Here is a 25,005-nt window from a genome sequence, read left to right on the forward strand (position 1 = left end):
TAATGGTTCTGCTGGTTAATTGTCAATGCTTCCCGGTCTAGCCGTCAACCCCTTGAGGTAATTCGTAATTCGTAATTCGTAATTCGTAATTATCTGTGAGTTGGTTCAAATGTACTATAAGTACTATCAGCGTTTTGCTGTACAAAATTCTTTGCCGCAGCCAAGAGATATTCATAGTAGGCACGAGCGACGATGGATAGCTGCTTGCCAGATGGGTAAACCATGTACCAATTTCGGTGAATAGGGAAGTGTTGTACATCTAGAATGCTAAACTCGGAAGCATCTAATAGTAAGGTATGACGGGATAATACAGAAATTCCTAAACCACCTGCGATCGCTTGTTTAATTGCTTCGTTACTTCCCAATTCCAGCTTGACTTTTACTGTCACCCCTTGTTCTTCAAACAGACTTTGGACGGCGCGACGAGTTCCTGAACCTGGTTCGCGCATAATAAAAGGTTCGTTAGACAGGCGTTGGATCGGAATATTATTTTCCTTGGATAACGGATGATTAACTGGTGCAAAAACTATCAAAGGGTTCTCTAAAAATGGTTCACAAGTCACATCCATATTCTCTGGAACTTGACTCATAATATATAAGTCGTCCAAATTATTACTCATCCGTTCCAATATTTGCTCGTGATTTGTTACTTGCAGAGAGATATCAATCCCTGGATAAAGTTCACAAAACGGCCCTAACAAACGTGGGATAAAATATTTTGCTGTTGTAATCACTGCTAAACGTAATTGCCCCTGTTTTAGCCCTTTTAAATCTGCTACCTTCATTTCATACTGGGCTATATTTTCAAAAATCTGCCGACAAGTAGCAAATAATTCTCGTCCTGCTTCGGTGAGATACAACCGCTTTCCCACTTGCTCAAATAATGGCAACCCTACCGATTTTGTTAGTTGCTTGATCTGCATCGAAACGGTAGGTTGAGTGAGAAACAATTCCTCAGCAGCGCGAGTAAAGCTACTGTGCCGTGCCGCCGCCTCGAATACCTTTAACTGATGCAGCGTCGCTTGCTTCAAAGGTGGTTCTCCTGTAAATAGCTATTGATTGATATAAAACTAGATTACTAAACACTTGCAAATGCTATAGCAATGCTCATAGAAAACTATGAGTTTTATATATTATAGACAAAACTCTATTACTTCTATTAAAACAAAGGTATTTTCTTTATGGATTCAAGAAGCTATTATCAGAACAACAAGAAAAGCGTAAGATTCCTTCCACTTCTTGATGAATGATGATTTTCCCAAATTCATTTATCATCATTCATCATTCCATAATTCTTCTGCAATTTTTGTAGGTAGCTTGGTTAAATCTGGTAATCTTAGTACCTCAATTTCGGCAACTTGTTCTTTAATATTCACTGGTAAGTTTAAGGGTTCGCGTTCTTCTATCCAGCATCTTGCTAATGGCAAGGTTAGCTCCATTTCGTCTAGCGGTCGGGGAATTACCATTACTGCATTTAATTCCCCAATGCGTTCTGCCTCAAACATTCCCGCTTCCACTGCTACCGCTACATTTGCTACGGAACCCCGAATAATCGCTGTACACAAACCCCCACCAATTTTTTCATAAGCTGCTAAATGAACCTCAGCAGCTTTAAGCATGGCATCACATGCTCCTACCATCGCCGGAAATCCTCGCGTTTCTACCAAACCAATTGCTTGGTTACTCAGACGGCTGTAATTCCCCTCTTCCATCAATTTAGTAAAACGGGTTGTGATGGGAAGTACTATATCTAAGTTGGGATAAGGTCGGGGAATCACCAAGCTAGAAACCAACTGACCAAACTGTTCAGCCGTTTGGACACCAGATTCTACGGCAAGACGCACGTCAGCAATTCCACCCCGGATGATCGCAGTACAATGCCCGCCACCAATTTTTTCATACCCAACTAGGTGAACTCCTGCTGATTTCAGCATCATATCCGCCGTCCCAACTATTGCTGGAAAGCTGCGGGTAGAAACTAAACCCAAAGCAGTGTCTTGAAAGGTTTCTTGACTACTCGCTCCATGCATGCTACTCATAGACCGTTGATTAGATGTTTCCATTATGAACTTTCCCAGATAATCACAAAGCCGACAACTTACAATTAACACTTACTCAGACTAATCGTCATTTGGGTCGCTCAAAGATTGTCTATGGGGAAACAATGTAGTCAACAGCCTGTGTATGCTCCCTTGCCCATAAATTTGAGTCCCGAAAGCGTTAGAGGGTTCTGTGGTTAGCTGATTGGGGTCTGAGTTATCTTCTGTAGACTTTTGGGCGGCTTCTTGCAACGTGGAGTCAGCATCATTGGCGGGTTTCTCTACGGGAGGAGGCTGGCTTTCTGGAGTGGCAGGAGATTTAAAGTAAGAAATCGACTTATTTTGTTTGAAATCCAGAAAAGCCGAAGCTGAGAATTTAGTTGAGGAAATTTCTTTTTCCTTAACTCCCCCTGAGCCATTTTCCTCTTCCTTCTGCGCTGCTGCACTTGTAGCTGGGTTATTCGTGGATGGTTCTGGTTCCTTTGTTTGGGGTGTTTGAGCAATTTGCCGACTGGTGTCTCCTAAAATTGAACCAGGTGCAATTACTTGTCCAGGTTCAACTGAATAGTTAAAAACTGTTGTGGCTGAACCAATGCAAGCATTTGCTCCAATTTTGCCTTTGCCAACCATCAAAAAACCGGTTCCCAAGTTTGCGCCTGCTTCTACCTCTAGGGTTCCTTCATGGACTTGGAGAATTGCTCCCATGCCAATACAGACCCCTGGCCCAATGATGATCTTGCTGTTTACAGCCGCTTGCAGGATCACCCCAGGTGCAAGTACTGCACTTGGATGAACAGTCACCTCACCACTAATGTAAGAATCAAAGTTATTGCTGAGGCGCAGTGACAGCACAGACATGGAAATTTTAACCTCGGAAGGCGGAAAATAGAGAGTTAGGAGTTAGAAGTTCATTAAAAGTGAGGAGTTCATTAAAAGTGAGGAGTTATAAATTTTAAGTTTAGAGTTATGAATTAACAAGTTTTTTAAACTCTTAACTCCTAACTCCTAACTCCTAACTCCTAACTCCCAACTTTTTAAGGCCGTTGGATAATCGTTTCTAATACCCGACGCTTGGCTTTGGGGTCAATACCAATTAAGCGCACGTATTCCCCTTGGTATTCGCCAAGGTGTCCTTCTACGGCTGCGATCGCTTCTCTTTCTGAGGAGGCTTGAATTTGACCGGTACTAGTCCAGGAACCTGTACGGAACCGCCGTTGGTCTACGTGTTCAAGGCTAATTTTAGAGCCGCTAGCCAATAATTGTCGGAGTTGGTCTACTACTTCAGTACTCAAGCGCGTACTGGTAGCTGTTGCTGTAGCAGTGGCAGTGGCAGAGGGTGCATTGCTAGTAAATGATTTCTGACTGCCAGAGGAAGCTACTTGACCATTTGGACGTTGAATTATGGTCTCTAATACCCGCCGTTTGGCTTTGGGGTCAATACCAATTAAGCGTACATATTCCCCTTGGTATTCACCAAGGTGTCCTTCTACGGCTGCGATCGCTTCTCTTTCTGAGGAGGCTTGAATTTGACCGGTACTAGTCCAAGAACCAGTACGGAACCGTCGCTCATCTACGTGTTCAATGCTAATTTTATACCCGCCAGCCAATAATTGCCGGAGTTGGTCTACCACTTCTGTACTCAAACGGTTACTAGTAGCTGTTTGAGTAGTCGTACCAGAGGTTCCACTGCTAGTAAATGATTTCTGACTACCAGAAGAGGTTACTTGACCATTTGGCCGTTGGATTATGCTCTCTAATACGCGCCGTTTGGCTTTGGTATCAATGCCGATTAAACGCACATACTCGCCTTGATGGCTTTGTATACATTCTTCCAAGCCGGAAATTACTTGATTTATGGAAGTTGCTTCAATTGGCTTGCAGCTAGTCCAGGAACCAGTGCGGAAACGGCGCTCGTCTACGTGTTCCATGCCAATTTTGTAACCACCTGCCAAAAGTTGGCGGATTTGCTCTACAGTTTCACCATTGATGCCACTGCTAGAGGCGTTCCCATTACCATTCCCGTTGCTGCTGCTATAACTGCTGCTATTACCCCGACTAGCCGGAGCCTTAAAGCTGGTAGCTGCTTTAACATCACTATCCGGGCGTTGGATGATGTTCTCTAACACACGTCGTCTATCTTTGTCAATACCAAACAGGCGGACATACTCGCCACTATGGCCTGTTACACAGCTTTCTAATGCTGCGATCGCTTCACCGAGCGATCTCGGTTCAATTGGTTGGCAACTAGTCCAAGAACCCGTGCGGAACCGTCTTTGGTCTACGTGTTCTGTACCAATCTTATATCCTTGTTCCAATAGATAGCGCAACTGCTCTATTGTTTCTGCACCCAAGCTATTGCTCGACACTTCCCTACTCCTTTCTAGCTCTAAAACAGTAACACCATTACCCTTATAAGATTTAGTGTTCTCATCCCGAATTGGTGCAATACATTTGCTATCCGCAGCACAAAGATAACCAGCTCGCAGCGCCTGATTAATCCCAACCACATGATGAGCAAAGTCTTTATCCTGATCTTGCACATCTGGCAAGCGGTCAGCTTGCTGCTGATTGGTAATGATCGCTCCCGAAGGTACATACTTACCTGGGGGAATTTCTACGTCTTGAATCAAAGTGTGCATCATCACGATGCAACCTGCACCCACTCTGGCATTAAACACCGTAGAGCGGAAGCCAATGAAGGAATTATCCCCTACATAAGCTGGCCCGTGAATTAGAGCCATGTGGGTAATGCAACTGTTTTTACCTACCCACACCGAGTATTTATTTTGATCGTCGCCAATTACTCGACCTTGCTCCAAGCCATGAATCACAACACCATCTTGAATATTAGTGTTTTCACCAATATAAAAAGGTGTGCCTTCATCCGCTCTAATCGTAGTCCCTGGAGCAACGATTACATTTGCACCTATATGTACATCCCCAATCAGATTGGAGAACGGATGCACAAAGGCTGTTTCATGGATTTTTGCTTCAGCTAAATTCCTCGACCACGGGGTTGGAGGTGCCGCCGTGCTGCGGACTGCCATTTCAAGATTCCTCCTGTATTGTCATTTGTCATTTGTCCTTTGTCATTTGCTTTTTGTCGAGAGCAAGTGACTAATGACCCTTACGGGTGACGCTCGTGCCTCGCTAACGCTGCGCTAACGCCAGTCACTCATGGGGGAAACCCCCAAGACCGCGCTGGCTCACTAAATGACTAATGACTTATCGATATTGATCTTTTTTGCTGTAAATGAGGCGATCTTCAACGTGAATAGTATCTATGATCGCTACTACCACTGCATCTAATGGCCGTTGTTCATTGCCAATAACTTGACGAGCGGCACTGCCACGACTGACAAGTACCCACTCATCTACTCCTGCTCCCACAATATCTGCTGCTACCTCGTATTGTGGCAGGATGTTGCCGTCTTCATCCACTAATTGTAACAACAGTAGTTTGACACCTCGAAGACTTGGATCTTTTTGGGTGCTAACTACTGTGCCGCGAACTTTGGCGACTTGCATTCTTTAATTACGGTCTTCTACCGAAAGGACGAATTGCATTCACATTTTCCCGGAATTGCTCTACATCTTCGGTATAACGAATTGGTAGCACGTATTCCAAGTTTTCGTGAGGACGAGCAATGATGTGAGTAGATAACACTTGTCCGCCGTTGACTCGCTTTACTGATTCAACACCAGCGCCCACAGAAGCTTGTACTTCCGACACGTCACCCCGAACAATAACGGTAACTCGACCACTGCCGATTTTTTCATAGCCTACTAGAGTAACGCGGGCAGCTTTCACCATTGCATCAGCAGCTTCTACTACTGCTGGAAAGCCTAGCGTTTCAACCATTCCTACTGCAATTGACATTAGATTTTAATCCCTTTTTTATTGTTTTTAACCCTGGACAAAAGCAATGCTCAAAAAGGTTTTGAGCGTTAATTACTTTGTTTAAACAGCTTTTAGGTACGGAACTGTTCCACAGCTTCTGTGTAACGTATCGGCAATACGTATTCTAGGTTTTCGTGAGGACGAGCAATGATGTGAGTCGATAACACTTCACCACCATTTACTCTTTTCGCCGCTTCAACCCCAGCAGCTACGGAAGCTTGTACTTCCGATACATCTCCCCTAACTATCACGGTGACGCGAGCGCTACCAATTTTTTCATACCCTACTAAAGTCACACGGGCGGCTTTCACCATCGCATCAGCAGCTTCCACTACTGCTGGAAAGCCCTTCGTTTCAATCATCCCAACTGCAATTGGCATCGCAGAACTCCTACAATATTAATCCAATCTGTACTGTCGCTTGAAATTTTTGACGGGGAGAGCTTTATCTTAATAGCTAAGAAAACACTTCCAAATTAAGCATAGGAAAGGTTGGCCTTCCTGGCAATATAAATTACTATAATAGTTTATGATAATAAAGTTTTAAAAAACTTAACAAAAATTTATCTGTCCTCCTGAGCAATTAAAGTTCGCTGATTCCTAGAGGAGCCACTTATGCTTTATAATTTCTTTATCACATTTACAAAACGACATTCATAACCAAAGGTAATTTTCTCTGGGGAGGGAGGACAAGGGGCTGGATCTTATGCTGTCTCTAGGTTCTGCCAATTTTTGCTATATGTACAAGGACTAAGTGAAAAATATATAAATTTTTCAAATATATCGCATAAAGTAGTTTGTTGAAAATAGAAATAAAAATGTAAAAACAAAGGTGAGGTTAAAGCAAGTAAATGCTTTAACCTGTGTAAAGTTATATTTTATCGAAGTTTAATAGGGTGAAGTAAAGTAAAAATACTTATGATGATTTAGTTGAAACAAAAGTAAAAAATATTGATGTTTCTCCTAAATTAATTTTGTAAAATAAATAATTGTATAAAAGCTTTTTTAAAATTAAGGCTGAGTCATCAAGGTGAATTTAAATGCATCAATTTCTATTTTCAACAAGTTGGTTTGTGCCTTTATATAGCTTATTAGGCGCAATTTTGACGTTGCCGTGGGGAATAGGAATAATTCGGCGAACCGGGCCAAGACCTGCGGCATACATAAACTTGTTGACGACGGTTTTGGCTTTTGCCCATAGTCTGTTTGTATTTAACATTATCTGGGATAGAGAACCAGAAAAGTTACTAGTGACGTGGTTCAAAGCTGCTGATTTAGACTTATCTTTTGCCTTGGAACTCTCAGCAGTCAGTATTGGGGCAACAGTTTTAATTACAGGATTAAGCTTACTTGCACAAGTTTACGCTCTGGGTTATATGGAAAAAGACTGGTCGTTGGCACGTTTTTTTGCGCTGTTGGGATTTTTTGAAGCAGCGCTGAGTGCTTTAGCAATCAGTGATTCTTTGTTTTTCAGCTATGGTCTTTTGGAAGTGCTGACGCTTTCGACTTACTTGCTGGTGGGATTCTGGTATGCTCAACCGCTAGTAGTGACAGCAGCCCGGGATGCGTTTTTAACCAAACGGGTGGGAGACTTGTTGCTACTGATGGGTGTGGTGACGCTTTCCACCTTAGCTGGGAGTTTGAACTTTTCGGATTTATATGAGTGGGCGCAAACGGCTAATTTAAGCCCAATCACATCAACATTGCTGGGATTGGCGTTAATTGCTGGACCTGCTGGTAAATGCGCCCAATTTCCTTTACATCTGTGGTTGGATGAGGCAATGGAAGGGCCTAACCCCGCCTCGGTAATGAGAAACTCACTAGTAGTAGCTGGTGGTGCTTATTTACTGTATAAACTACAACCATTATTAGCCCTGTCGCCAGTTGCCTTGAATGTATTAGTAGTAATGGGAACGGTAACGGCAATTGGGGCTACATTAGTATCGATAGCTCAAATTGACATTAAGCGATCGCTATCTCATTCTACTAGTGCATACATGGGCTTAGTGTTTTTGGCAGTGGGATTGCAGCAAGGGGGTGTAGCCTTGATGTTGCTGTTAACTCATGCGTTCGCTAAAGCATTATTATTCATGAGTTCCGGTTCAGTAATTTTGACCACCCAAAGCCAAGACTTAACAGAAATGGGCGGTCTGTGGTCAAGGATGCCAGCCACCACCACTGCCTTTATTGTCGGTTCAGCCGGAATGGTAACAGTGCTGCCATTGGGAGGCTTTTGGGCAATGTTAGCATGGGCTGACGGTTTTGTGAATATTAGCCCTTGGGTGATTGGGGTTTTATTATTGGTCAATGGCTTGACAGCATTAAACTTGACCAGAGTATTCAGATTAGTATTTTGGGGGAAACCGCAACAGAAAACCCGTCGCACCCCCGAAGTTGGTTGGCAAATGGCCTTACCAATGGTGATTCTGACAGTCTTGACTCTGCTTGTGCCTTTGATGCTACAGGAATGGTACTTGCTACCGGATTGGGAAAGTATTAATTGGTATGTGGCGTTAGGGTTGTTTACTTCTACCGTAGTGGGGATAGGTGTAGGTTCTACAGTTCATCTACACAAAGCTTGGTCAAGATCCAGAATCTTAGCATGGAGATTTGTGCAGGACTTGTTAGGTTATGATTTTTATATTGACCGAGTTTATCGCCTAACGGTGGTTGGTGCAGTCGCACTGCTATCTAAAGTTTCTGCTTGGAGCGATCGCTATTTAGTCGATGGTCTAGTCAACTTGGTTGGCTTTGCGACGATTCTCGGCGGACAAACTTTAAAGTACAGCATTTCTGGGCAATCTCAGGGCTATATGTTGACCATCTTAGCGGTCGTCAGCATCCTGGGTTTATTTATCAGTTGGTCATCGGGTCTACTAGATAAATTACCTTTTTAACTGAGTTAGGAGTTTGGAGTTAGGAGTTAGGAGTTTGGAGTTTGGAGTTTTTACTCTCCCCCTGCCTCCCCTGCTCCCCTGCTCCCCTGCTCCCCCTGCCTCCCCTGCCTCCCCTGCCTCCCCTGCTCCCCCTGCTCCCCCTGCTCCCCCTGCTCCCCCTGCTCCCCCTGCTCCCCTTACCTGAATTCCGTCTATGCTTAGTGTTTTAATTCTAGTGCCGTTGATCGGCGCAGCTTTAATTGGTTTCTCGCCCTCTGGCATCAATGGGAAATTCGCCCGTGGGGTGGCTTTAGTCTTTGCCAGTATCGCTTTCTTGTGGACAATCATACTAGCAATTCAGTTCCATCCAGGGGAAATCACTCAACAGTTTGCCGAGTCTGTCCCTTGGATAGATGTTTTAGGCTTGAACTATAACCTGGGAATAGATGGTTTATCTTTGCCACTGCTGGTTTTGAATGGATTGTTAACTTGCATTGCCATCTACAGCAGCGATGAATCCCTACAGCGTCCTAAATTTTATTACTGTTTGATATTATTATTAAGCGCTGGGGTGACTGGAGCTTTTCTGGCACAGGATTTACTACTATTTTTCTTGTTTTACGAATTGGAACTAATCCCGCTATATCTGTTGATAGCCATTTGGGGTGGGGAAAAGCGGGGTTATGCTGCAACAAAATTTCTCATTTATACTGCCGTTTCGGGAATCTTGATTTTGGCAAGTTTTCTCGGCATGGTTTGGCTGAGTGGTTCCTCTAGCTTTGCACTAGCAACGTTGAACACGACAACTTTACCTCTAGCGACACAGCTTTTACTGCTAGGGGGAATTTTGGTAGGTTTCGGGATTAAAATTCCCTTAGTTCCCTTCCATACTTGGTTACCAGATGCTCACGTTGAAGCTTCTACACCAATTTCTGTGCTGTTGGCTGGAGTGTTGTTGAAGTTAGGAACTTATGGCTTACTGCGGTTTGGGATGAACTTGTTACCAGAAGCTTGGGCTTATGTGGCTCCTTGGTTAGCGACTTGGGCAGTAGTGAGTGTATTGTATGGTGCATCCTGCGCGATCGCTCAAACCGATATGAAAAAAATGGTGGCTTATAGTTCCATTGGACACATGGGCTACGTGCTTTTAGCAGCGGCGGCTTCCACACCATTAAGTGTTTTGGGTGCTGTTATGCAGATGATTAGCCACGGCTTGATTTCCGCCATGCTGTTTTTGCTGGTAGGGGTTGTGTATAAAAAAGCCGGAAGCCGGGATTTAGAAGTCCTCCAAGGACTGCTGAACCCAGAACGAGGTATGCCTGTAATTGGTAGCTTGATTGTTGTGGGAGTAATGGCCAGTGCTGGAATACCGGGAATGCTGGGGTTTATTTCCGAATTCATCGTTTTTCGGGGCAGTTTTCCAGTTTTTCCAGTCCAAACGCTGCTATCAATGATTGGTACAGGCTTAACTGCGGTTTACTTCCTAATACTCCTGAACCGTGCCTTTTTTGGCCGCTTGTCTGCACAAGTTACCAACTTACCACGAGTGTATTGGAGCGATCGCGCCCCAGCTGCAATTTTAGCTGTGCTGATTGTGATTTTCGGCATTCAACCTGGTTGGTTAGCACGCTGGACTGAACCAACAATTACAGCAATGGTGAATAGCCAAAATGTAGTAGTAGCAGTGTCCTTGGATAAAGTGGGGAATGGGGAGTAGGGGATGGGGAGTGGGGGATGGAGGATGAGGGAGCAGGGGAGGCAGGGGGAGAAATAAACAATGCCTCAATAACCAATACCCTAATTCTTATTATTTTTGGAGAGATATACGACTCGTATTTGATTTGATTTTTTTCAAAAATCAGTACACTCCGAAAAGGCGTTCTTCCCTACTCCCTACTCCCTACCTACACAAATAATTTCAAAAATCAAAGCGGACTACTATAGCAATGGTAACTATTAAAAAGAAAAGGACTCATAATCCCTTAGCTGAGTATATTGAACGTCTGCAAAAAGGAGAGGCATTACTCCCCGATAATCCAGAAAATGTCCTGGAAGTTGTTGGTATTCTTAAAAGCTATGGCGTAGTTTTAGATGCCTACTCAAAAAATCTTAATTATATTGCCGAGCATCAGTTTTTAATATTTTTCCCGTTTTTTAAATACTTTAATGGAGAGGTTTCTTTTCAGAAATTACTCCGTCACTGGTGGCATAACCGAATTAATTTTGAATATGCCGAGTATTGCATGAAAGCCATGATGTGGCATGGTGGCGGCGGACTAGATACGTATTTAGATACAGAAGAATTTCAAGAAAGAGCGCAAGCCGTTATCGCTGCGAAATTTAAAAATAATCCCTTAATTTTGGGTATTAACCAACTGTTTCCAGATTTTTTAACAGAACACTTGCGCGTCTCTGCTTACTACACCGGTTTAGGTCAATTCTGGCGAGTTATGGCTGATATGTTCCTCAGCTTATCAGACCGCTACGACCAAGGCGAAATCAAATCAATTCCCCAAGTCGTAGACCACATTAAAATAGCATTAGTGGCAAATGCCTCAAACCCAATTACCTACGCCGTGAAAATTCGAGGTGAGGTCTATGAAATCATTCCCAAAAGCGTTGGTTTGACCTTCTTAGCAGATACAGCAATACCTTATGTAGAAGCAGTATTTTTCCGGGGAACTCCTTTTCACGGTACAGTTTCATACAACGCCCAAGGATATCAAATTCCCCCAGATCAAACGCGATTTCAATATGGCGCATTGTATGCCGATCCTTTGCCCATTGGCGGCGCGGGTATTCCTCCCACTTTGTTAATGCAGGATATGCGTCATTATCTTCCAGAGTATTTGCACGAAATTTATCGTCGCAGTCTTCGGGGTGAAGATGATTTGCGGGTACAAATTTGCATGAGTTTCCAAAAATCGATGTTTTGCGTGACGACAGCAACGATTTTGGGACTGATGCCTTATCCTTTGGATACTAAAGATCCAAATGAGGAAAAAGGTAATCGAGTTTATTTAGAGAAGTGGATGAGTCGGTTAGAAACTTCGCGGTTGCTTGATGTGAATAAATAGTTGATTTTTGATCAAGATTATGCTTCTGGTTCGATGCCTAGCGATCGCAGTCTTTCTACAAAGCTCGGTTTACAGCAATTTTTTGTTGTGATTAAATATTGACCTATTGTATTTTTAGGCCGATGTACCCAATGATGATTTTGCCAGCCCCTAATTCTGTAGAAAAATGAAGCCGCCAAGCTCCTGCACCAGTCATTCTTAGATGCAAACTGAATATACGATACACATCATCAGGACACTTAAAGGTTAGCTTATCCTCTAAACTTTGAAGCCTAGAGTCACTTTCTGGAGTAACTTTACTGGCAACAAGGTCGAAATCAAAATCTCCATCTCTCCAAGTTTTACAACAGTTTTCTAGTTCAAACAACTTTCTGACAATTTGTCGTAACATAGGGCTACCATTGCCAAGACTTTGTATTTGTTGACCAACACTTTCACAAAAGCTGAGAGAGGGAAATAAATCTTTTTTACGTTGCCATAAATTCAAACCATCACGAACCCCTGTTTTCAGACGTTCCTGTATCCAAAAAATATTTTCATTTAGGTTCTTTATGGTACTAGCATGAGTAACTGTGACTGTATCTAAATTTAAATTATCATCTTCAAGCCAAGTATATTCCAGTGAAATACTATTAAATTCCCATTTTTTATCTGAGTTTATACTTAATGCTAACGATTCAAGTAGATAAGCAATTCCCAAACCTTCGCTTTTTTCTCCTTCATAGAGAAAATCTGAGAGTATATTTTTATTTTCAATATCTGAATCTTGAATATCTGCTAGAAAAGGTGTCTTTGCTGCTGCCAGAAGAAATCGTATATTATCTCTATTTACAGTTTGATCTACTAACCAGTTAGATAACGAATAATTATCTGCTAATAGGGTATTGTAAAATTCATGATGAGTGCGAATTATTGGTTTAACACCTAGCTCTGCGGCTTCGCGTGCAGTCAGAATTAATTCTGACATTCTTTGTTTAGCCATCTGAATATCATTAGCAGGAACTTGCAAAGATAACTCATTCAATACCATTTCCAAGTCCATCAGCTACACATCCCTTGGCTTAAGTAAAGTTATTAAATTTTTTTCCCATTCATCAAAAAAACCATCAGGCCAATAATCAATTCTGCCGTTACGATCAATTTTTGGTGATATTACCTCTGTCAACGGTTGTCCTTGTTTTTCTTGTTGCTCAAAGTAATGCAACTGGACATAATGCGGGGGAATAATACCACCATGAACAGCAACGCGAATCCCGTTTAAAACATGATCACTATGAGTTTCTATCACAACCTGAATATCACAACTAGCTGCCAGTGCTAATAATTCTCCCATTTTGGCTTGTCCTTTAGGATGAAGATGAGCTTCTGGGTTTTCAACTAGGATTAGTGTACCAGGAGGAGATGAAAGTATAGCTACAATAATAGATAAAGTGTAGGTAATCCCAAAACCAACGTTGGTTGCACGGTAACGATTACTATCTCCATAAAAATATTTGATAGTGACCAAACCCATCGCTGAGTTAGCTTCTATTTCGATGCGTATACCAGGACTAACCTCTCTCATCCATGCTTCCACTTGATCTATCAGATTCATTGATTTTGCTTGTGGATAGCTGAGATTGGAGATGGGAATTGATTCATCTCCATAAATATAAAGAAAATGGGCCGTATATTCTCCTCTAGTACCAATTTGTCTAAGCCGTGTGACTTGATAATCAGACATTTCGTTAAATGAACGTGGCCCCATACGTTCTGCTTGAAGGTAGTGAAAATATTTACTAAAAACATTTGATTTATAGATTTCAGAGTCATCTGGTTCTGAAATTACATTTAAGACATCTTCTTCTTTTTTTTCTGGGTTGTAATTAAAATCCCATATACCTTTATACTTTTCCCAAATAATCTCAAAGCTTATATGGTTATCTTTAGCACTCTCATAAAGAGCATCTTGTGCTGTACCAATATTTACTAAGTCACCATTTAGCGCCAAGCCGGTTTTTGGCAATAAATCCTGTTTATAAGATTGACGTAGTAGTAGTAATGATTGAAGTACAGAAGATTTACCAGTGCTATTGAGACCAGAAATTAGTGTCAAAGGTCTAAATTCAAGAAACTGATTATCAAAACGTTTGAAGTTGATCAGGCGAAGAGAAGTAATCATGAAAGCACTTCCTGAATTATTTTTTCTATAGTACTGAATCTATACTGTACTTTCTCGGTCGCCTGAGATATAGATCCTAAAAAAGATTTATCATTGTCTATATATGTCTTGAATAAATTGATTAATTTTTCTTTTCTATTTATCAAAATTTGGATTTGCTCATTACTCAATTTACTCATAAGTACTGACCAAGATTCAAATAGAGCTTTGTTTACAGGAAACTGTTTTTTCTGAGAATTAGATATTTTACGAAACGCATCTTTGCCAAAGATGTTCCAGTTAGCTATCATTGTTCTTCTAAAACTATTTTCAATTTCATTTAACTCTATTTCCGAAAGTTTATTTACTTGAGATAATGCTTTAGATAAAAAAGTATCTCGTTTGTCTACATATTCTTGGTAAGAAGTTAAAGTAAAAGCTAGAAACCCTAGTATAAATTCCCGATCATCCATACGCATTTTGCGGTTATTGCCAAGTTTAACCACTTGCTGAAATTCTGGAGATGCTGCAAGTTTAGTCAAAAATTTCGTTCCCTTACCAGGATTAAGAGCATGGCGTAATTCTTGAGGATATAAAGGAAGTCCTCCTGTATTAATACGTTTAAAAATATTATATTTAATTTCTGGAGGTGTCCCTTTTTCGATCAAATATACTGTTAGTTGAGTTTCTTCAAGGCGGCGTTGGTATCTGCGATCAATTTGATCGTAGGTTTTACCTTCTAGATTTGTAAGATATTCTAATCCAGATAGTTTTAGTTCTTTATCGAGAATAAAGCGCCTTAGTGCAAATAGGCGCTGTAATCCATCCACTACTACCCATTTATCTTCATTAGTGGCATCTATATAAAGTGCTGGTATGGGGATACGGATAATAATAGATTCTATTAGCCTACTCTGAGCATCTTCTTTCCATATATTCGCATGACGTTGAAAATCAGGTGCTAAATCAAGACCTTCTTCATTGATTCTTTTAAGCAATAATTCTATTGTTGGTTCCCTAGTTATAATATTAATTTCTTCAGGATCATACAGGAAAGTAACTTCTTCTTCTTGATATTCCTCTTCTAAAATTTCTTCATCAGCTAATTCTGTATTATAGTTACTCAAATCTGTCACAGTGGTTACTCCTTAGTATTAACATTTGTTTCTTCACCCAGCTATTAGTGATGTTTGGTGTTGATACATCAACTAATGAGGCTTTTTTACTGCTGTACTTAAATTCTACTATCTCCCCAAATGACAGAGACGCGAAATTTCGCGCCTCTATGTACCTAATCTATTACTTGTTTACCTTCTCCGAGTAAATAAAAAATTGGTGCGATCGCACTCTTAAATCAAATACTTAAACCTCTGGTTCAACGCCGAGCGATCGCAATTGTGCAGTTAAGCGATCGGCTCTTTGGCTTTCTAATTCCGCCCTTCGGCGTTCTAACTCTGCCCGTTGGCTTTCCTGTTCCGCTCTTTCTTCACCAGTCAACAACAAATTACCTTGCAAATCCCACCAGCGTAGCCAAGGTAATTCCATATTATAATATTGTCCCTGCCAAATACCTAACTCAACCCGTAAAGGATATATAGCATAATGTCCGCGTTCATTTGCTGTTAATAACTGATATTGTCCACCAATTAATTCATAAACTTCTACGCTGGCTTTATTCACTTCATAAATGCCATAAAATGGAGGGCGAATTACCTGCTCATAAATCCAAAATTTCCCCTTCCAAGGAGTTTTATCTCGTTCCTGACTACCATCTCCAGAAACAAATTCTAATACAATCAATGGGGCAATAAATTCTCGCCAGAGTACATAAGACCTGCGCGTTTGCCCATCTAGAGTAGGTGGTACATTGGCTACATAAAACCAGTTTGGTGCTTCTGCGCCTTTTTCTGGGGGGTCAGTTATCCGCCAGTAAATGCCGCTATCTTGACCAATACAATATTGCCCATCAGGATGACGTTTTTGCAATATCGGTTTAATTGAGTCCGTTAGGAGAATGCTTTGGGGATGTTCCTGAAAGTTTTTCACAAAAGTACCATCAGACTCTGGTAGCTGCGTATGGTCTGGGAACGGTGTAAGGGCGGTGGATGGATCGGTTGCAGAGGTCACGTCGCTTCGCTCCGAATTGAAAATTAAAAATTAAAAATTAATAATCCCCATAAATAAATTTAGGGGCTTGTATCATCTAGAACATACCGCCTCACCGTTCTCTGTCCTCGCGGATGAGCTCAGTACTGTCACTGAAAATTTTCTCTGTATATCTAACTTGAGCGCGTGCTACAGCATCTCTGGCTTTCCCCATGTCGCCGCCTGTGTAATAGTGTGTTGCTTTTTGGGCTGGTTGTTGTAGGATGTGTTTTAATCCTTCTTGCAAAGACCTACCGTGTTGTTTGGCGAGAGTTTCTAGCTTTTCTAGAATAATGGGGTCTAAATCTTCAACTAAGATTTGAGCCATAATTTCGTGGTTGTTTTTCGCTGCTTTTATTCGATATTTTAAATTAGTTTAGCAAGTTTAGACGCAAAGATAAGCAGGAGCGATCGCAGTTTTTATATAAATCTAGGCTCCGGTTATTCAGGCTTTATTATGTGAAAATTAATACAAATATATTGGGAGTTGCAAAGATGGCTTGGGTAGCAGGTGATCAATTGCAAGGTGGCAAATATACTATTGAAAAAGAATTACGAAGGGGACGCTTTGGTATTACTTATTTAGTAAAAAATAACAAAGGCGATCGCGACGGGATTAACAAAGCAGCAAAGTTAATTATTGATCACTGCCTAATATACAACATTGGAACATTAGTAATTGGTTGGAATGAAGGTTTTAAATCTAATGCCAATATGGGTAGATTGAACAATCAAAATTTTGTTCAAATGCCTTTAGGTAAGCTAAAAGACCGACAAAAGTCAACTGTGCGATTTACACGGAATTAGGTTTCAAGAAACCGAGGAAGCCTACTTGGTCATTGGCTAGCTATTTAGATGGAGACTCCCTACCCGTATATGGTCAAAAGCCTGTTGGGTGGAAAGCATCTGAAAAGCGGATTAAAAGAGGTTTATATCAGTCAGCTAATGGTTCAATCGTGAATGCAGATTTGAACGGTAGCGCAAATATTTTGCGAAAAGTAGCCAGCAATCTAAGCTTAGACTTAGGCTTACTGTGTAGGCGGGTTTTGACGACCGCAGCGAGAGTTAGAATTTGGATTCTTCCGAATTCTCCTTTGTCCGCAGAATCTCAGTCCCTTCAGGGCTGAGAGTGTCAATTCATAAATGCCGTAAAAAGCCGGATGAATTACCTGCTCATAAATCCAAAATTTACGCGTCCAAGGTGTTTTATCTCGTTCTTCTGCACCGTTTCCAGAAACAAATTCCAATACAATCAACGGAGCAATGTGTTCTTGCCAAAGCACATAAGAGCGGCGCATTTGTCCATTCAGCGTCGGCGGCACATTCGGGACATAGAACCAATCGGGAGCTTCTGCACCTCGTTCTGTGGGTCAGTAATCCGCCAGTAGATACCACTATCTTGACCTATGCAATATTGCCCATCAGGATGGCGTTTTTCCAACACTGGTTTAATGGACTCGGTTAGTAGAATACTTTGCGGATGTTCCTGGAAGTTTTTCACAAAGCTTCCGTCAGACTCTGGAAGTTGAGTATGGTCTGGGAGTGTAATGCTAGTAGCTGCATTAGTTGCAGTCATAGGGCTACCCTCGCGCAAGAGTGAGGTTTGTTCTTGATTTTAGCAAGCACAGACGCAAGGAAAAATCTTAAAAAACTACGTATCGTAGCTTATAAGAACACCTGACACCGATCGCAGTTTAGATTAATCTCAAAGTACACGCAGTAAACTAGGAATGCTTTCTATTGCTGACAAATCCCGAATTTCAGCCAAAGCTTGCCGAAAATTGCCTTCTCGTACATCATGGGTAACAACCACAATTTCTGCAAGTTGCCCTTGAAAGCCAGTTTGGACAATTGACTCTAAGCTAACGCCATAGTTACCAAAGCAAGTCCCCAATTTACCGATAACTCCAGGTTGATCGTTCGTAAGAAAACGGGCGTAAAATCGAGTTATCAATTCTGCCATTGGCGCAATTTGGCAATATTCCTGATGTCCACAAGTTAATAAGGGATTTGCAACTGCTGTATTGGTTTTAAGGACAGCTACTAAATTCAAAATATCTGATGTGACAGCGCTGGCGGTTGCACCAGCACCAGCACCGGGGCCAAAAAACATGACTTGCCCAATTGGTTCTCCCTCAACAAGGATGGCATTGTAAACGCCGTTGATGCTAGCCAAAGGGTGGACTTGAGGTACTAAGGTAGGATGAACTCGTAAAGACAGGGGGGATGAGGGAGTATCACGTTTAGCGATCGCTAACAATTTAATCACAAATCCCAATTTTTCGGCGTAGGCTATATCTGTTTTGCTAACTTGCCGAATCCCCTCAGTATAAACATCTTCTAAGTTGATCCGTCCACCAAAGCCTAATGATGCGAGAATGGCAATTTTATCAGCTGCGTCTAAGCCATCGACATCAGCTGTCGGATCAGCCTCAGCATAACCCAATCGCTGGGCATCAGCCAAAACATCGTTAAAGTTGCTGCCTTCTGTCTGCATCCGGGTCAAGATGTAGTTTGTTGTACCGTTAACGATGCCGATTACAGTGTGAATACGGTTAACACTTAAAGACTGCTTCAAGGGTTGAATCACCGGAATACCACCACCCACAGCAGCTTCTAGCATGACGTAGACCCCGGCTTGATTGGCAGTTGTGAAAATTTCTGCTCCAAAACGGGCGATCGCTGCTTTATTGGCGGTGACTACATGCTTACCATTACTTAAAGCTTTGAGAATGAGCGATCGCGCTGGCTCTAGTCCACCCATCACCTCCACAACTATATCTACCGCCGGATCGTTGACAATTGCTTCCAAATCTGTAGTCAACACTTCCGTAGATAATTCTACTGCACGGGGTTTATCGAGCGATCGCACTCCCACCCGATAGATTTCTATCTCTTGCAACAATGGGTGACGCCCAGCGCTATCTTGCAACAACTGCACTGTTCCCGTTCCCACGGTGCCTAATCCCAGTATTCCTAGTTTCACACCCATTTTGCACCCAATTCTACCAATAACAATTGTAGGTAGAGCGTTTGCCCTACCTACTGATTATCCTTCTTCCTTTGTCATTTGTCCTCTGTTACAAAGTTCTGAGCGCCGCAAGCCTCAGAAGCGTCTACAGACTTTGTACTTTGTCCTTCGTCTAAAACTAATGACCAATGACTAATGACTAATTTAGTATGTTTCTACGTGCCAGCGACCGGCTTTCTTGATTTCCTTCTGGTAAACACTCCAAGTTACGTCTTCTTTAGCAGCAGCAGCAGTTAAGGCTGCATCAATACCTTCTTCCATACCGCGCAAACCGCAGATGTATGTGTGGGTTTTTTCATTTTTAATCAATTGCCACAATTCATCAGCATGTTCCGCTACACGGTCTTGAATATACATTCTACCGCCTTGGGGATTTTTCTGTTCGCGGCTAATAGCAGCAGTGAGGCGGAAGTTCTCAGGATATTTTTGTTGAATTTCTTCCAGTTCTTCCTTATATAAGAGGTTTGGAGTTGTTGGTACGCCAAATATTAGCCAAGAGAATCCTTTAAATTGGTATTCTGGGTTAGCTGCTCTTTCTGCATCTTTAAATTGACGCCACAGATAAGCCCGCATCGGCGCAATACCTGTTCCAGTTGCCATCATGATGACATTAGCATCAGGGTCATTGGGTAACAACATTTCCTTACCCACAGGCCCGGTAATTTTTAGCTCTTCCCCTGGCTTGAGGAAACACAAGTGTGTAGAGCAAACACCGTAAACTGTTTCGCTAGTTTCTGGGTGCTTGTATTCCAACTGGCGGACGCACAGTGATACTGTCTTGTCATCTACATCATCGCCATGACGAGTTGAAGCGATGGAATATAGTCTGAGTTTTTCCGGCTTGCCGTTCTTGTCTAATCCTGGTGGAATAATCCCAATACTTTGACCTTCTATATACTTTAAATCACTGCCAGATAAGTCAAATTTCAGGTGTTGAACAATACCAATACCGCCTTCTTTGACTAGCGGCTCATTAGATATTACCTTGCCAATAAACGGAGCATTGGGACGGTAAGTGTTAACAGGAACGTCACCGTGGTCTTTTTTGGCTTTCGCTTGAGTCATGGTGTTGCCTTTCTTGTCCTTGTTCTGTTCTTCAGCACTATGAGCATTTACAGGTGTGGCTTTACCATTCCCTTCACTGTTAGCAGTTTCCCCAGATGTAGCTAACTCGCTGACTTCGCTTGTAGCATTCCCAAGTGAGGCTTTACCATTAACTGGCTCTAGCGCAGTTATAGGCTGGATGCTAACAATTGTGCCGCCTAGACGAGTAATACGTCGCATTTCTTGATTCATGCGGTTGTAAGGCACTCTGATGAACACACTGCCACTTTTCCGAATTGGGTAGTTAGTTTGATCAGTTTCTTCGCTCTGACGCAAACCCACCACTTCATAAAGGAAGATGCGGCTACCTAATTCTGTGTTGGCAGCACCCTCAACAGCACCTTGATTGTACATTCGTTCTACCACTCCGATAATTTACTTAACCGTTTTTCAAAAAAAAACTATTCCCCACCTTCCCAGCTTTAGTTTAGCGGATTTTCGTTTCACAAAACTGGCCTTGAAGGAAAAAAGGCATCATTAAATTAATGCCTTGCTAAGTACACTCACCGAAGACATGCAGGCATAGTAAAAAACACACCTGTTCACCTTCTAAGGTAAAGGATAAGTCTTGTGGAGAATGTTAATAATGAGTCAATTTAATCTTTTTTTCGTTAACTACCACCCCCACCAGGGAGATAGCTTTTTACCTTATTACCCAACCAGCAACTTAAAGGGGCAGATATTGTAAGAAGCCTGCTTCGGTTAGTGCAAGCTACCGCTCAGTTGACTTCCAAAAATTGCGGTTGCGCTTGCATAGTCCAGGGGTTTAAATCGGAAATGCTAATCCCAGAAGGTTTTCTTCCCATTGGTTTTACTTCTTTAAATCTAGTATCTCGCAATATTGTTAGCTATATTCATCACCTGTCTATGGATAATTACATGACTCTGACAACTCCAGCTACAAACATAACGACATAGAGAACCATGATTTTAGCAAGTGTAATCAGTTTCACTTGATGCAAAAAATCTGTCAGCCTCTATCAGTACTTTGACATAACGTCAACGCTTCTATCTGAGCATATCTATAAATTTATAGTCAAGAATTTGACTAATACAAGTTCTTTGCTCATTCGTTGGATAGATTTTTGCTTTGAATATATTAAGTATTGTCGAGCAGGAATTACAATTTAGTAACATTAAAAAATTCCCGGCAATAATAAATTATACCATTAAGTCTTGTTTATAGTCACAAGTAGCGGACTGATAAAGGCGCAACGCTGATGGGCGGTGCTGATCCCCATTTTTAAATTAACAACTAAATCAACAAAAAATGATTGATAAACCACGCTAATTCTTCTTGACAGCAATCTTGTATGGGATACACCCTTCTGTTAAAATCAAATATACCACTAGGATTAAATACTTACCGGCACCAACATTCAGGCTAGTCCGACGAGTAGCAACTTAATTACTTTTGTTGCCTACTTGCTTGGTGTCTTATAGATGTGCTAGGTAGCAAGAACGCAGGATAAACCAAAGGGGTAAACTCCTGGCTTCAAAATCTGCTGTGTGAAAAAATATTGAGACAATCAATTTTAGTATTTTAGAGGAGATTTATGACAAATAAGCCGGAACGCGTGGTACTGATTGGAGTAGCCGGAGACTCTGGGTGCGGTAAATCTACGTTTTTGCGTCGTTTGATAGATTTATTTGGTGAAGATTTAATGACAGTCATCTGCTTAGATGATTATCACTCGTTGGATCGCAAACAGCGTAAAGATACTGGGATAACGGCATTAGACCCCAGAGCAAACAATTTTGACCTGATGTATGAGCAAATTAAAGCGCTCAAAAGTGGTCAAGCGATTGATAAGCCGATTTATAACCACGAAACTGGGTTGATCGATCCGCCAGAGCGGATAGAGCCGAATCACATTATAGTTGTTGAAGGGCTGCATCCTTTATATGATGAGCGGGTGCGATCGCTAATCGACTTCAGTGTTTATTTTGACATTAGCGATGAAGTCAAAATTGCCTGGAAAATCCAGCGAGATATGGCTGAACGCGGTCATCGCTACGAAGATGTCTTAGCGCAAATCAATTCCCGCAAACCTGATTTTGATAAGTTTATCGAACCACAAAGAGAATTTGCTGATGTGGTTCTGCAAGTATTACCCACGAACTTGATCAAAAACGACACGGAGCGCAGAGTCTTGCGAGTACGGATGCTCCAGCGCGAAGGTAAGGAAGGATTTGATCCAACCTACCTATTTGATGAAGGGTCAACAATTAATTGGACTCCCTGTGGACGCAAGCTGACCTGTTCCTACCCTGGTATGCAACTGTACTACGGTTCGGATGTTTACTACGGCCGCTATGTCTCAGTACTAGAGGTCGATGGTCAATTTGACAACTTGGAAGAAGTAATTTATATCGAAACCCATCTCAGCAATACATCTACTAAATATCAGGGTGAATTGACTCACTTGTTACTCCAGCACCGCGAGTATCCAGGTTCCAATAATGGTACTGGTTTCTTCCAAGTGCTTACAGGTTTGAAAATGCGTGCTGCTTATGAGCGGTTGACAGCTACCGAAGCAAAGTTAGCAGTTCAAGTTTAAAGCAGTAGTGTTTGTGTCATTTGTGGGGACGCTTCTAAGTGTCCCCTTTTTTTGTGTTATTAAATACATTTTAACCACAAAATAATGAGCATAAATTTATTTTCTTTACAGACACTTACCTTATAGCTAGTGGTTTTTATCGATATTAAGAAGATGCTAACTACTGAAGTATAAATATTGTTATGATTTCATAAATTAATGTGAGTTCGACGGCTTATGTGGTGTTCGCCTAATCAGCCGAATTAAAAGACCTCTAAGAGGTTTTGCTACGTAAGACCGTGTCTCTCCGGTTCAGAGAGGGGCAGGCTTGAACTTTAGTTCAAGTTAGGGAGAGGTTCATCTAACTCACGTTAAATTAGGTAATTGAACTAAAAACTACATTTAGTTCAGCCAAAAAACTCAAGTCAGGAGGAATTTCCTTTGTCTCGTCGATATTTATTTACCTCCGAGTCAGTCACCGAAGGCCATCCAGATAAAATCTGCGATCAGATTTCTGATACCATTCTAGATGCCCTACTGACACAAGACCCCAGCAGCCGTGTCGCTGCTGAAGTAGTAGTTAATACTGGTTTGGTGCTAATCACTGGCGAAATAACCACCAAAGCCAATGTTAATTTCGTCAATCTCGCCCGCAAAAAAATTGCCGAAATTGGCTATACCAATGCCGATAATGGCTTTTCTGCTAACAGCACCAGCGTTCTGCTCGCTTTAGACGAACAATCACCCGATATCGCCCAAGGCGTTAACACCGCCCAAGAAACCCGCGAACAAGATAGCGACGAACAATTTGACAAAATTGGCGCAGGCGATCAAGGTATAATGTTCGGTTTTGCCAGCAACGAAACACCAGAACTGATGCCCTTACCCATCAGTCTGGCCCACCGCATTGCTCGCCGATTGGCAGCAGTCCGCAAAACAGGTGAATTGTCATACCTACGCCCTGACGGTAAAACCCAAGTAACTGTGGTCTACGAAGATGGACGCCCAGTAGGTATCGACACTATTCTGATTTCCACCCAGCATACAGCCAGTATTGGGGAAATCACGGATGAGGCGGCTGTACAAGCCAAAATTAAACAAGACCTCTGGTCAGCAGTGGTCGAACCTGTTTTTGGCGACATTGAAATTAAGCCTAATCAGGAAACACGTTTTTTAGTCAACCCCACTGGCAAATTTGTCGTTGGTGGTCCTCAGGGAGACTCTGGTCTGACAGGACGGAAAATAATTGTTGACACCTATGGTGGTTATTCACGGCATGGTGGCGGCGCTTTTTCTGGCAAAGACCCCACGAAGGTAGACCGTTCTGCTGCCTATGCCGCTCGTTATGTAGCGAAAAATATTGTCGCCGCTGGGTTGGCAGAAAAAGTTGAAATTCAGCTATCTTATGCGATTGGTGTAGCACGACCAACAAGCATTCTGGTAGATACCTTTGGCACCGGTAAAGTGGATGAAGAAACCTTACTGGAATTAATCAACAAGCACTTTGAACTTCGTCCAGCAGGGATTATCCATACCTTCAACTTACGCAACTTACCAAGTGAACGAGGCGGACGTTTTTATCAGGACGTCGCGGCTTACGGTCATTTTGGGCGGGCTGATTTAGACTTACCTTGGGAACAGACCGATAAAGCCGAATTGTTGAAGCAAGCAGCAAACGAGTCACTTTCGGCAGTAGTTGCTCAGGCACTAACTTAGACTTATACGCTACTGCAAAAACTTAGTATATTTATTTGAGGGTATTGGCAAGTTGTTAAGTTGCCTATGCCCTCATTTTTTAATAGTCACAAGAATATTAAAAGGGATTGGGAGGATCTGCAATGACTAATTGCACTAACCGAGAAGTATTGAAAAGCAGGGAGCAGGGAAGTCTTTTGAAACGCCTTGAAGCTTGCTTGAAAGTTACGTTAATCCCATGAGCAAAGATGCACCAACTAAAGCAATGGTTCGGTTCATCCGCAAACCTAACCTATATATAGGGCTATTTCATTCTCATCTAGCCCGCTATCCAAAGAGGCATTAAATGGCAACTCATAACATTGGAATCTTCCCTCTTCCCGTGTCGGGAAGGGGGTTAGGGGGTTAGGTTTTTCGTGGACTTTGCCACATATGAATTGTCAGACTGACTCATGACC

20 protein-coding genes and 2 pseudogenes are annotated in these 25,005 nt (G+C 42.0%); 6 read left to right on the forward strand and 16 right to left on the reverse strand.

Translation table 11 applies throughout. The features are described from left to right. Positions 1-89: 89 nt before the first annotated feature. The 8 genes and pseudogenes from V7K32_RS04995 to V7K32_RS05030 all read right to left on the reverse strand — a co-directional run bounded on the left by V7K32_RS04995 (position 90) and on the right by V7K32_RS05030 (position 6,320). Positions 90-1,031, reverse strand: coding sequence for a LysR family transcriptional regulator (locus V7K32_RS04995; RefSeq protein ID WP_334990896.1), 942 nt, complete (start codon positions 1,029-1,031; stop codon positions 90-92). Positions 1,032-1,274: 243 nt separating this feature from the next. Next, positions 1,275-2,063, reverse strand: a complete 789-nt coding sequence (locus tag V7K32_RS05000; RefSeq protein ID WP_334990898.1) for a BMC domain-containing protein — start codon at positions 2,061-2,063, stop codon at positions 1,275-1,277. A gap of 57 nt (positions 2,064-2,120) precedes the next feature. Next, positions 2,121-2,897 carry a transferase gene (locus V7K32_RS05005; RefSeq protein ID WP_334990899.1) on the reverse strand — a complete coding sequence of 259 codons (777 nt, stop codon included), beginning with the start codon at positions 2,895-2,897 and terminating at the stop codon, positions 2,121-2,123. A gap of 176 nt (positions 2,898-3,073) precedes the next feature. Then, positions 3,074-3,331: a ribulose bisphosphate carboxylase small subunit gene (locus V7K32_RS05010; RefSeq protein ID WP_334991187.1), complete on the reverse strand. Its 258-nt coding sequence runs from the start codon at positions 3,329-3,331 to the stop codon at positions 3,074-3,076. A gap of 96 nt (positions 3,332-3,427) precedes the next feature. After that, positions 3,428-5,086, reverse strand: a pseudogene (locus tag V7K32_RS05015) (ribulose bisphosphate carboxylase small subunit); the annotation flags it as partial. 178 nt (positions 5,087-5,264) lie between these two features. Continuing rightward, on the reverse strand, positions 5,265-5,567 hold the full coding sequence (locus V7K32_RS05020; RefSeq protein ID WP_109011817.1) for a EutN/CcmL family microcompartment protein: 303 nt from the start codon (positions 5,565-5,567) through the stop codon (positions 5,265-5,267). A gap of 7 nt (positions 5,568-5,574) precedes the next feature. After that, complete coding sequence (locus V7K32_RS05025; RefSeq protein ID WP_039748664.1) at positions 5,575-5,919, reverse strand: carbon dioxide-concentrating mechanism protein CcmK; 345 nt, start codon at positions 5,917-5,919, stop codon at positions 5,575-5,577. Positions 5,920-6,011: 92 nt separating this feature from the next. Further along, complete coding sequence (locus tag V7K32_RS05030; protein WP_190891121.1) at positions 6,012-6,320, reverse strand: carbon dioxide-concentrating mechanism protein CcmK; 309 nt, start codon at positions 6,318-6,320, stop codon at positions 6,012-6,014. A gap of 659 nt (positions 6,321-6,979) precedes the next feature. Here V7K32_RS05030 and V7K32_RS05035 point away from each other — a divergent pair. From V7K32_RS05035 to V7K32_RS05045, 3 genes are all read left to right on the forward strand, one after another. Next, positions 6,980-8,836 (forward strand): NAD(P)H-quinone oxidoreductase subunit F, encoded by a 1,857-nt coding sequence (locus V7K32_RS05035; RefSeq protein ID WP_334990902.1) that lies wholly within the window; start codon positions 6,980-6,982, stop codon positions 8,834-8,836. Positions 8,837-9,029: 193 nt separating this feature from the next. Continuing rightward, entirely contained in the window at positions 9,030-10,532 is a 1,503-nt protein-coding gene (locus V7K32_RS05040; RefSeq protein WP_334990904.1) for an NADH-quinone oxidoreductase subunit M, read from the forward strand. Between the two features lie 229 nt (positions 10,533-10,761). Then, positions 10,762-11,892, forward strand: a complete 1,131-nt coding sequence (locus V7K32_RS05045) for a CO2 hydration protein (protein WP_334990906.1) — start codon at positions 10,762-10,764, stop codon at positions 11,890-11,892. A 103-nt stretch (positions 11,893-11,995) separates the two neighbouring features. On the opposite strand, the gene V7K32_RS05050 is transcribed toward V7K32_RS05045, so the two are convergent. The 5 genes from V7K32_RS05050 to V7K32_RS05070 all read right to left on the reverse strand — a co-directional run bounded on the left by V7K32_RS05050 (position 11,996) and on the right by V7K32_RS05070 (position 16,505). After that, positions 11,996-12,934: a hypothetical protein gene (locus tag V7K32_RS05050; RefSeq protein WP_334990908.1), complete on the reverse strand. Its 939-nt coding sequence runs from the start codon at positions 12,932-12,934 to the stop codon at positions 11,996-11,998. Between the two features lie 3 nt (positions 12,935-12,937). Beyond that, on the reverse strand, positions 12,938-14,053 hold the full coding sequence (locus V7K32_RS05055; protein ID WP_334990910.1) for an AAA family ATPase: 1,116 nt from the start codon (positions 14,051-14,053) through the stop codon (positions 12,938-12,940). Continuing rightward, positions 14,050-15,168, reverse strand: coding sequence for a DUF262 domain-containing protein (locus tag V7K32_RS05060; RefSeq protein WP_334990912.1), 1,119 nt, complete (start codon positions 15,166-15,168; stop codon positions 14,050-14,052). The genes V7K32_RS05055 and V7K32_RS05060 overlap by 4 nt, the downstream gene beginning before the upstream one ends. Positions 15,169-15,394: 226 nt before the next feature. After that, complete coding sequence (locus V7K32_RS05065; protein ID WP_334990914.1) at positions 15,395-16,159, reverse strand: Uma2 family endonuclease; 765 nt, start codon at positions 16,157-16,159, stop codon at positions 15,395-15,397. 91 nt (positions 16,160-16,250) lie between these two features. Next, positions 16,251-16,505 (reverse strand): FitA-like ribbon-helix-helix domain-containing protein, encoded by a 255-nt coding sequence (locus V7K32_RS05070; protein ID WP_334990916.1) that lies wholly within the window; start codon positions 16,503-16,505, stop codon positions 16,251-16,253. Positions 16,506-16,636: 131 nt separating this feature from the next. Between V7K32_RS05070 and V7K32_RS05075 the strand changes: the two genes are divergently transcribed. Then, on the forward strand, positions 16,637-16,984 hold the full coding sequence (locus V7K32_RS05075; protein WP_334990918.1) for a hypothetical protein: 348 nt from the start codon (positions 16,637-16,639) through the stop codon (positions 16,982-16,984). Positions 16,985-17,292: 308 nt separating this feature from the next. On the opposite strand, the pseudogene V7K32_RS05080 reads toward V7K32_RS05075, so the two are convergent. The 3 genes and pseudogenes from V7K32_RS05080 to petH form a co-directional block, all read right to left on the reverse strand. Beyond that, positions 17,293-17,753 (reverse strand): annotated as a pseudogene (locus V7K32_RS05080) (Uma2 family endonuclease); the annotation flags it as partial. 129 nt (positions 17,754-17,882) lie between these two features. Then, the gene (locus V7K32_RS05085; RefSeq protein WP_334990920.1) at positions 17,883-19,169 is read right to left on the reverse strand and encodes a homoserine dehydrogenase; all 1,287 of its coding nucleotides are present in this window, start codon (positions 19,167-19,169) and stop codon (positions 17,883-17,885) included. 183 nt (positions 19,170-19,352) lie between these two features. Further along, a complete protein-coding gene (gene petH, locus V7K32_RS05090) occupies positions 19,353-20,666 on the reverse strand; it encodes a ferredoxin--NADP reductase (protein WP_334991189.1) in 1,314 nt (437 codons plus the stop codon). 1,202 nt (positions 20,667-21,868) lie between these two features. Between petH and V7K32_RS05095 the strand changes: the two genes are divergently transcribed. Next, positions 21,869-22,873: a phosphoribulokinase gene (locus V7K32_RS05095; protein ID WP_334990922.1), complete on the forward strand. Its 1,005-nt coding sequence runs from the start codon at positions 21,869-21,871 to the stop codon at positions 22,871-22,873. A gap of 420 nt (positions 22,874-23,293) precedes the next feature. Beyond that, the gene (gene metK, locus V7K32_RS05100) at positions 23,294-24,568 is read left to right on the forward strand and encodes a methionine adenosyltransferase (protein WP_334990924.1); all 1,275 of its coding nucleotides are present in this window, start codon (positions 23,294-23,296) and stop codon (positions 24,566-24,568) included. Positions 24,569-25,005: the final 437 nt, after the last annotated feature.

The organism is Nostoc sp., from assembly GCF_036917635.1.
Lineage (GTDB): Bacteria > Cyanobacteriota > Cyanobacteriia > Cyanobacteriales > Nostocaceae > Nostoc.

What these genes read in the sequence shown, in the direction of transcription:
- V7K32_RS05095 (WP_334990922.1), top strand. Translation starts at nt 21,869, where the DNA reads ATGACAAATAAGCCGGAACGCGTGGTACTGATTGGAGTAGCCGGAGAC.
- petH (WP_334991189.1), bottom strand. Translation starts at nt 20,666, where the DNA reads ATGTACAATCAAGGTGCTGTTGAGGGTGCTGCCAACACAGAATTAGGT.
- V7K32_RS05000 (WP_334990898.1), bottom strand. Translation starts at nt 2,063, where the DNA reads ATGGAAACATCTAATCAACGGTCTATGAGTAGCATGCATGGAGCGAGT.
- V7K32_RS05045 (WP_334990906.1), top strand. Translation starts at nt 10,762, where the DNA reads ATGGTAACTATTAAAAAGAAAAGGACTCATAATCCCTTAGCTGAGTAT.
- V7K32_RS05030 (WP_190891121.1), bottom strand. Translation starts at nt 6,320, where the DNA reads ATGCCAATTGCAGTTGGGATGATTGAAACGAAGGGCTTTCCAGCAGTA.
- V7K32_RS05040 (WP_334990904.1), top strand. Translation starts at nt 9,030, where the DNA reads ATGCTTAGTGTTTTAATTCTAGTGCCGTTGATCGGCGCAGCTTTAATT.
- V7K32_RS05050 (WP_334990908.1), bottom strand. Translation starts at nt 12,934, where the DNA reads ATGGACTTGGAAATGGTATTGAATGAGTTATCTTTGCAAGTTCCTGCT.
- V7K32_RS05085 (WP_334990920.1), bottom strand. Translation starts at nt 19,169, where the DNA reads ATGGGTGTGAAACTAGGAATACTGGGATTAGGCACCGTGGGAACGGGA.
- V7K32_RS05020 (WP_109011817.1), bottom strand. Translation starts at nt 5,567, where the DNA reads ATGCAAGTCGCCAAAGTTCGCGGCACAGTAGTTAGCACCCAAAAAGAT.
- V7K32_RS05035 (WP_334990902.1), top strand. Translation starts at nt 6,980, where the DNA reads ATGCATCAATTTCTATTTTCAACAAGTTGGTTTGTGCCTTTATATAGC.
- V7K32_RS05055 (WP_334990910.1), bottom strand. Translation starts at nt 14,053, where the DNA reads ATGATTACTTCTCTTCGCCTGATCAACTTCAAACGTTTTGATAATCAG.
- V7K32_RS05025 (WP_039748664.1), bottom strand. Translation starts at nt 5,919, where the DNA reads ATGTCAATTGCAGTAGGAATGGTTGAAACGCTAGGCTTTCCAGCAGTA.
- V7K32_RS05070 (WP_334990916.1), bottom strand. Translation starts at nt 16,505, where the DNA reads ATGGCTCAAATCTTAGTTGAAGATTTAGACCCCATTATTCTAGAAAAG.
- V7K32_RS05005 (WP_334990899.1), bottom strand. Translation starts at nt 2,897, where the DNA reads ATGTCTGTGCTGTCACTGCGCCTCAGCAATAACTTTGATTCTTACATT.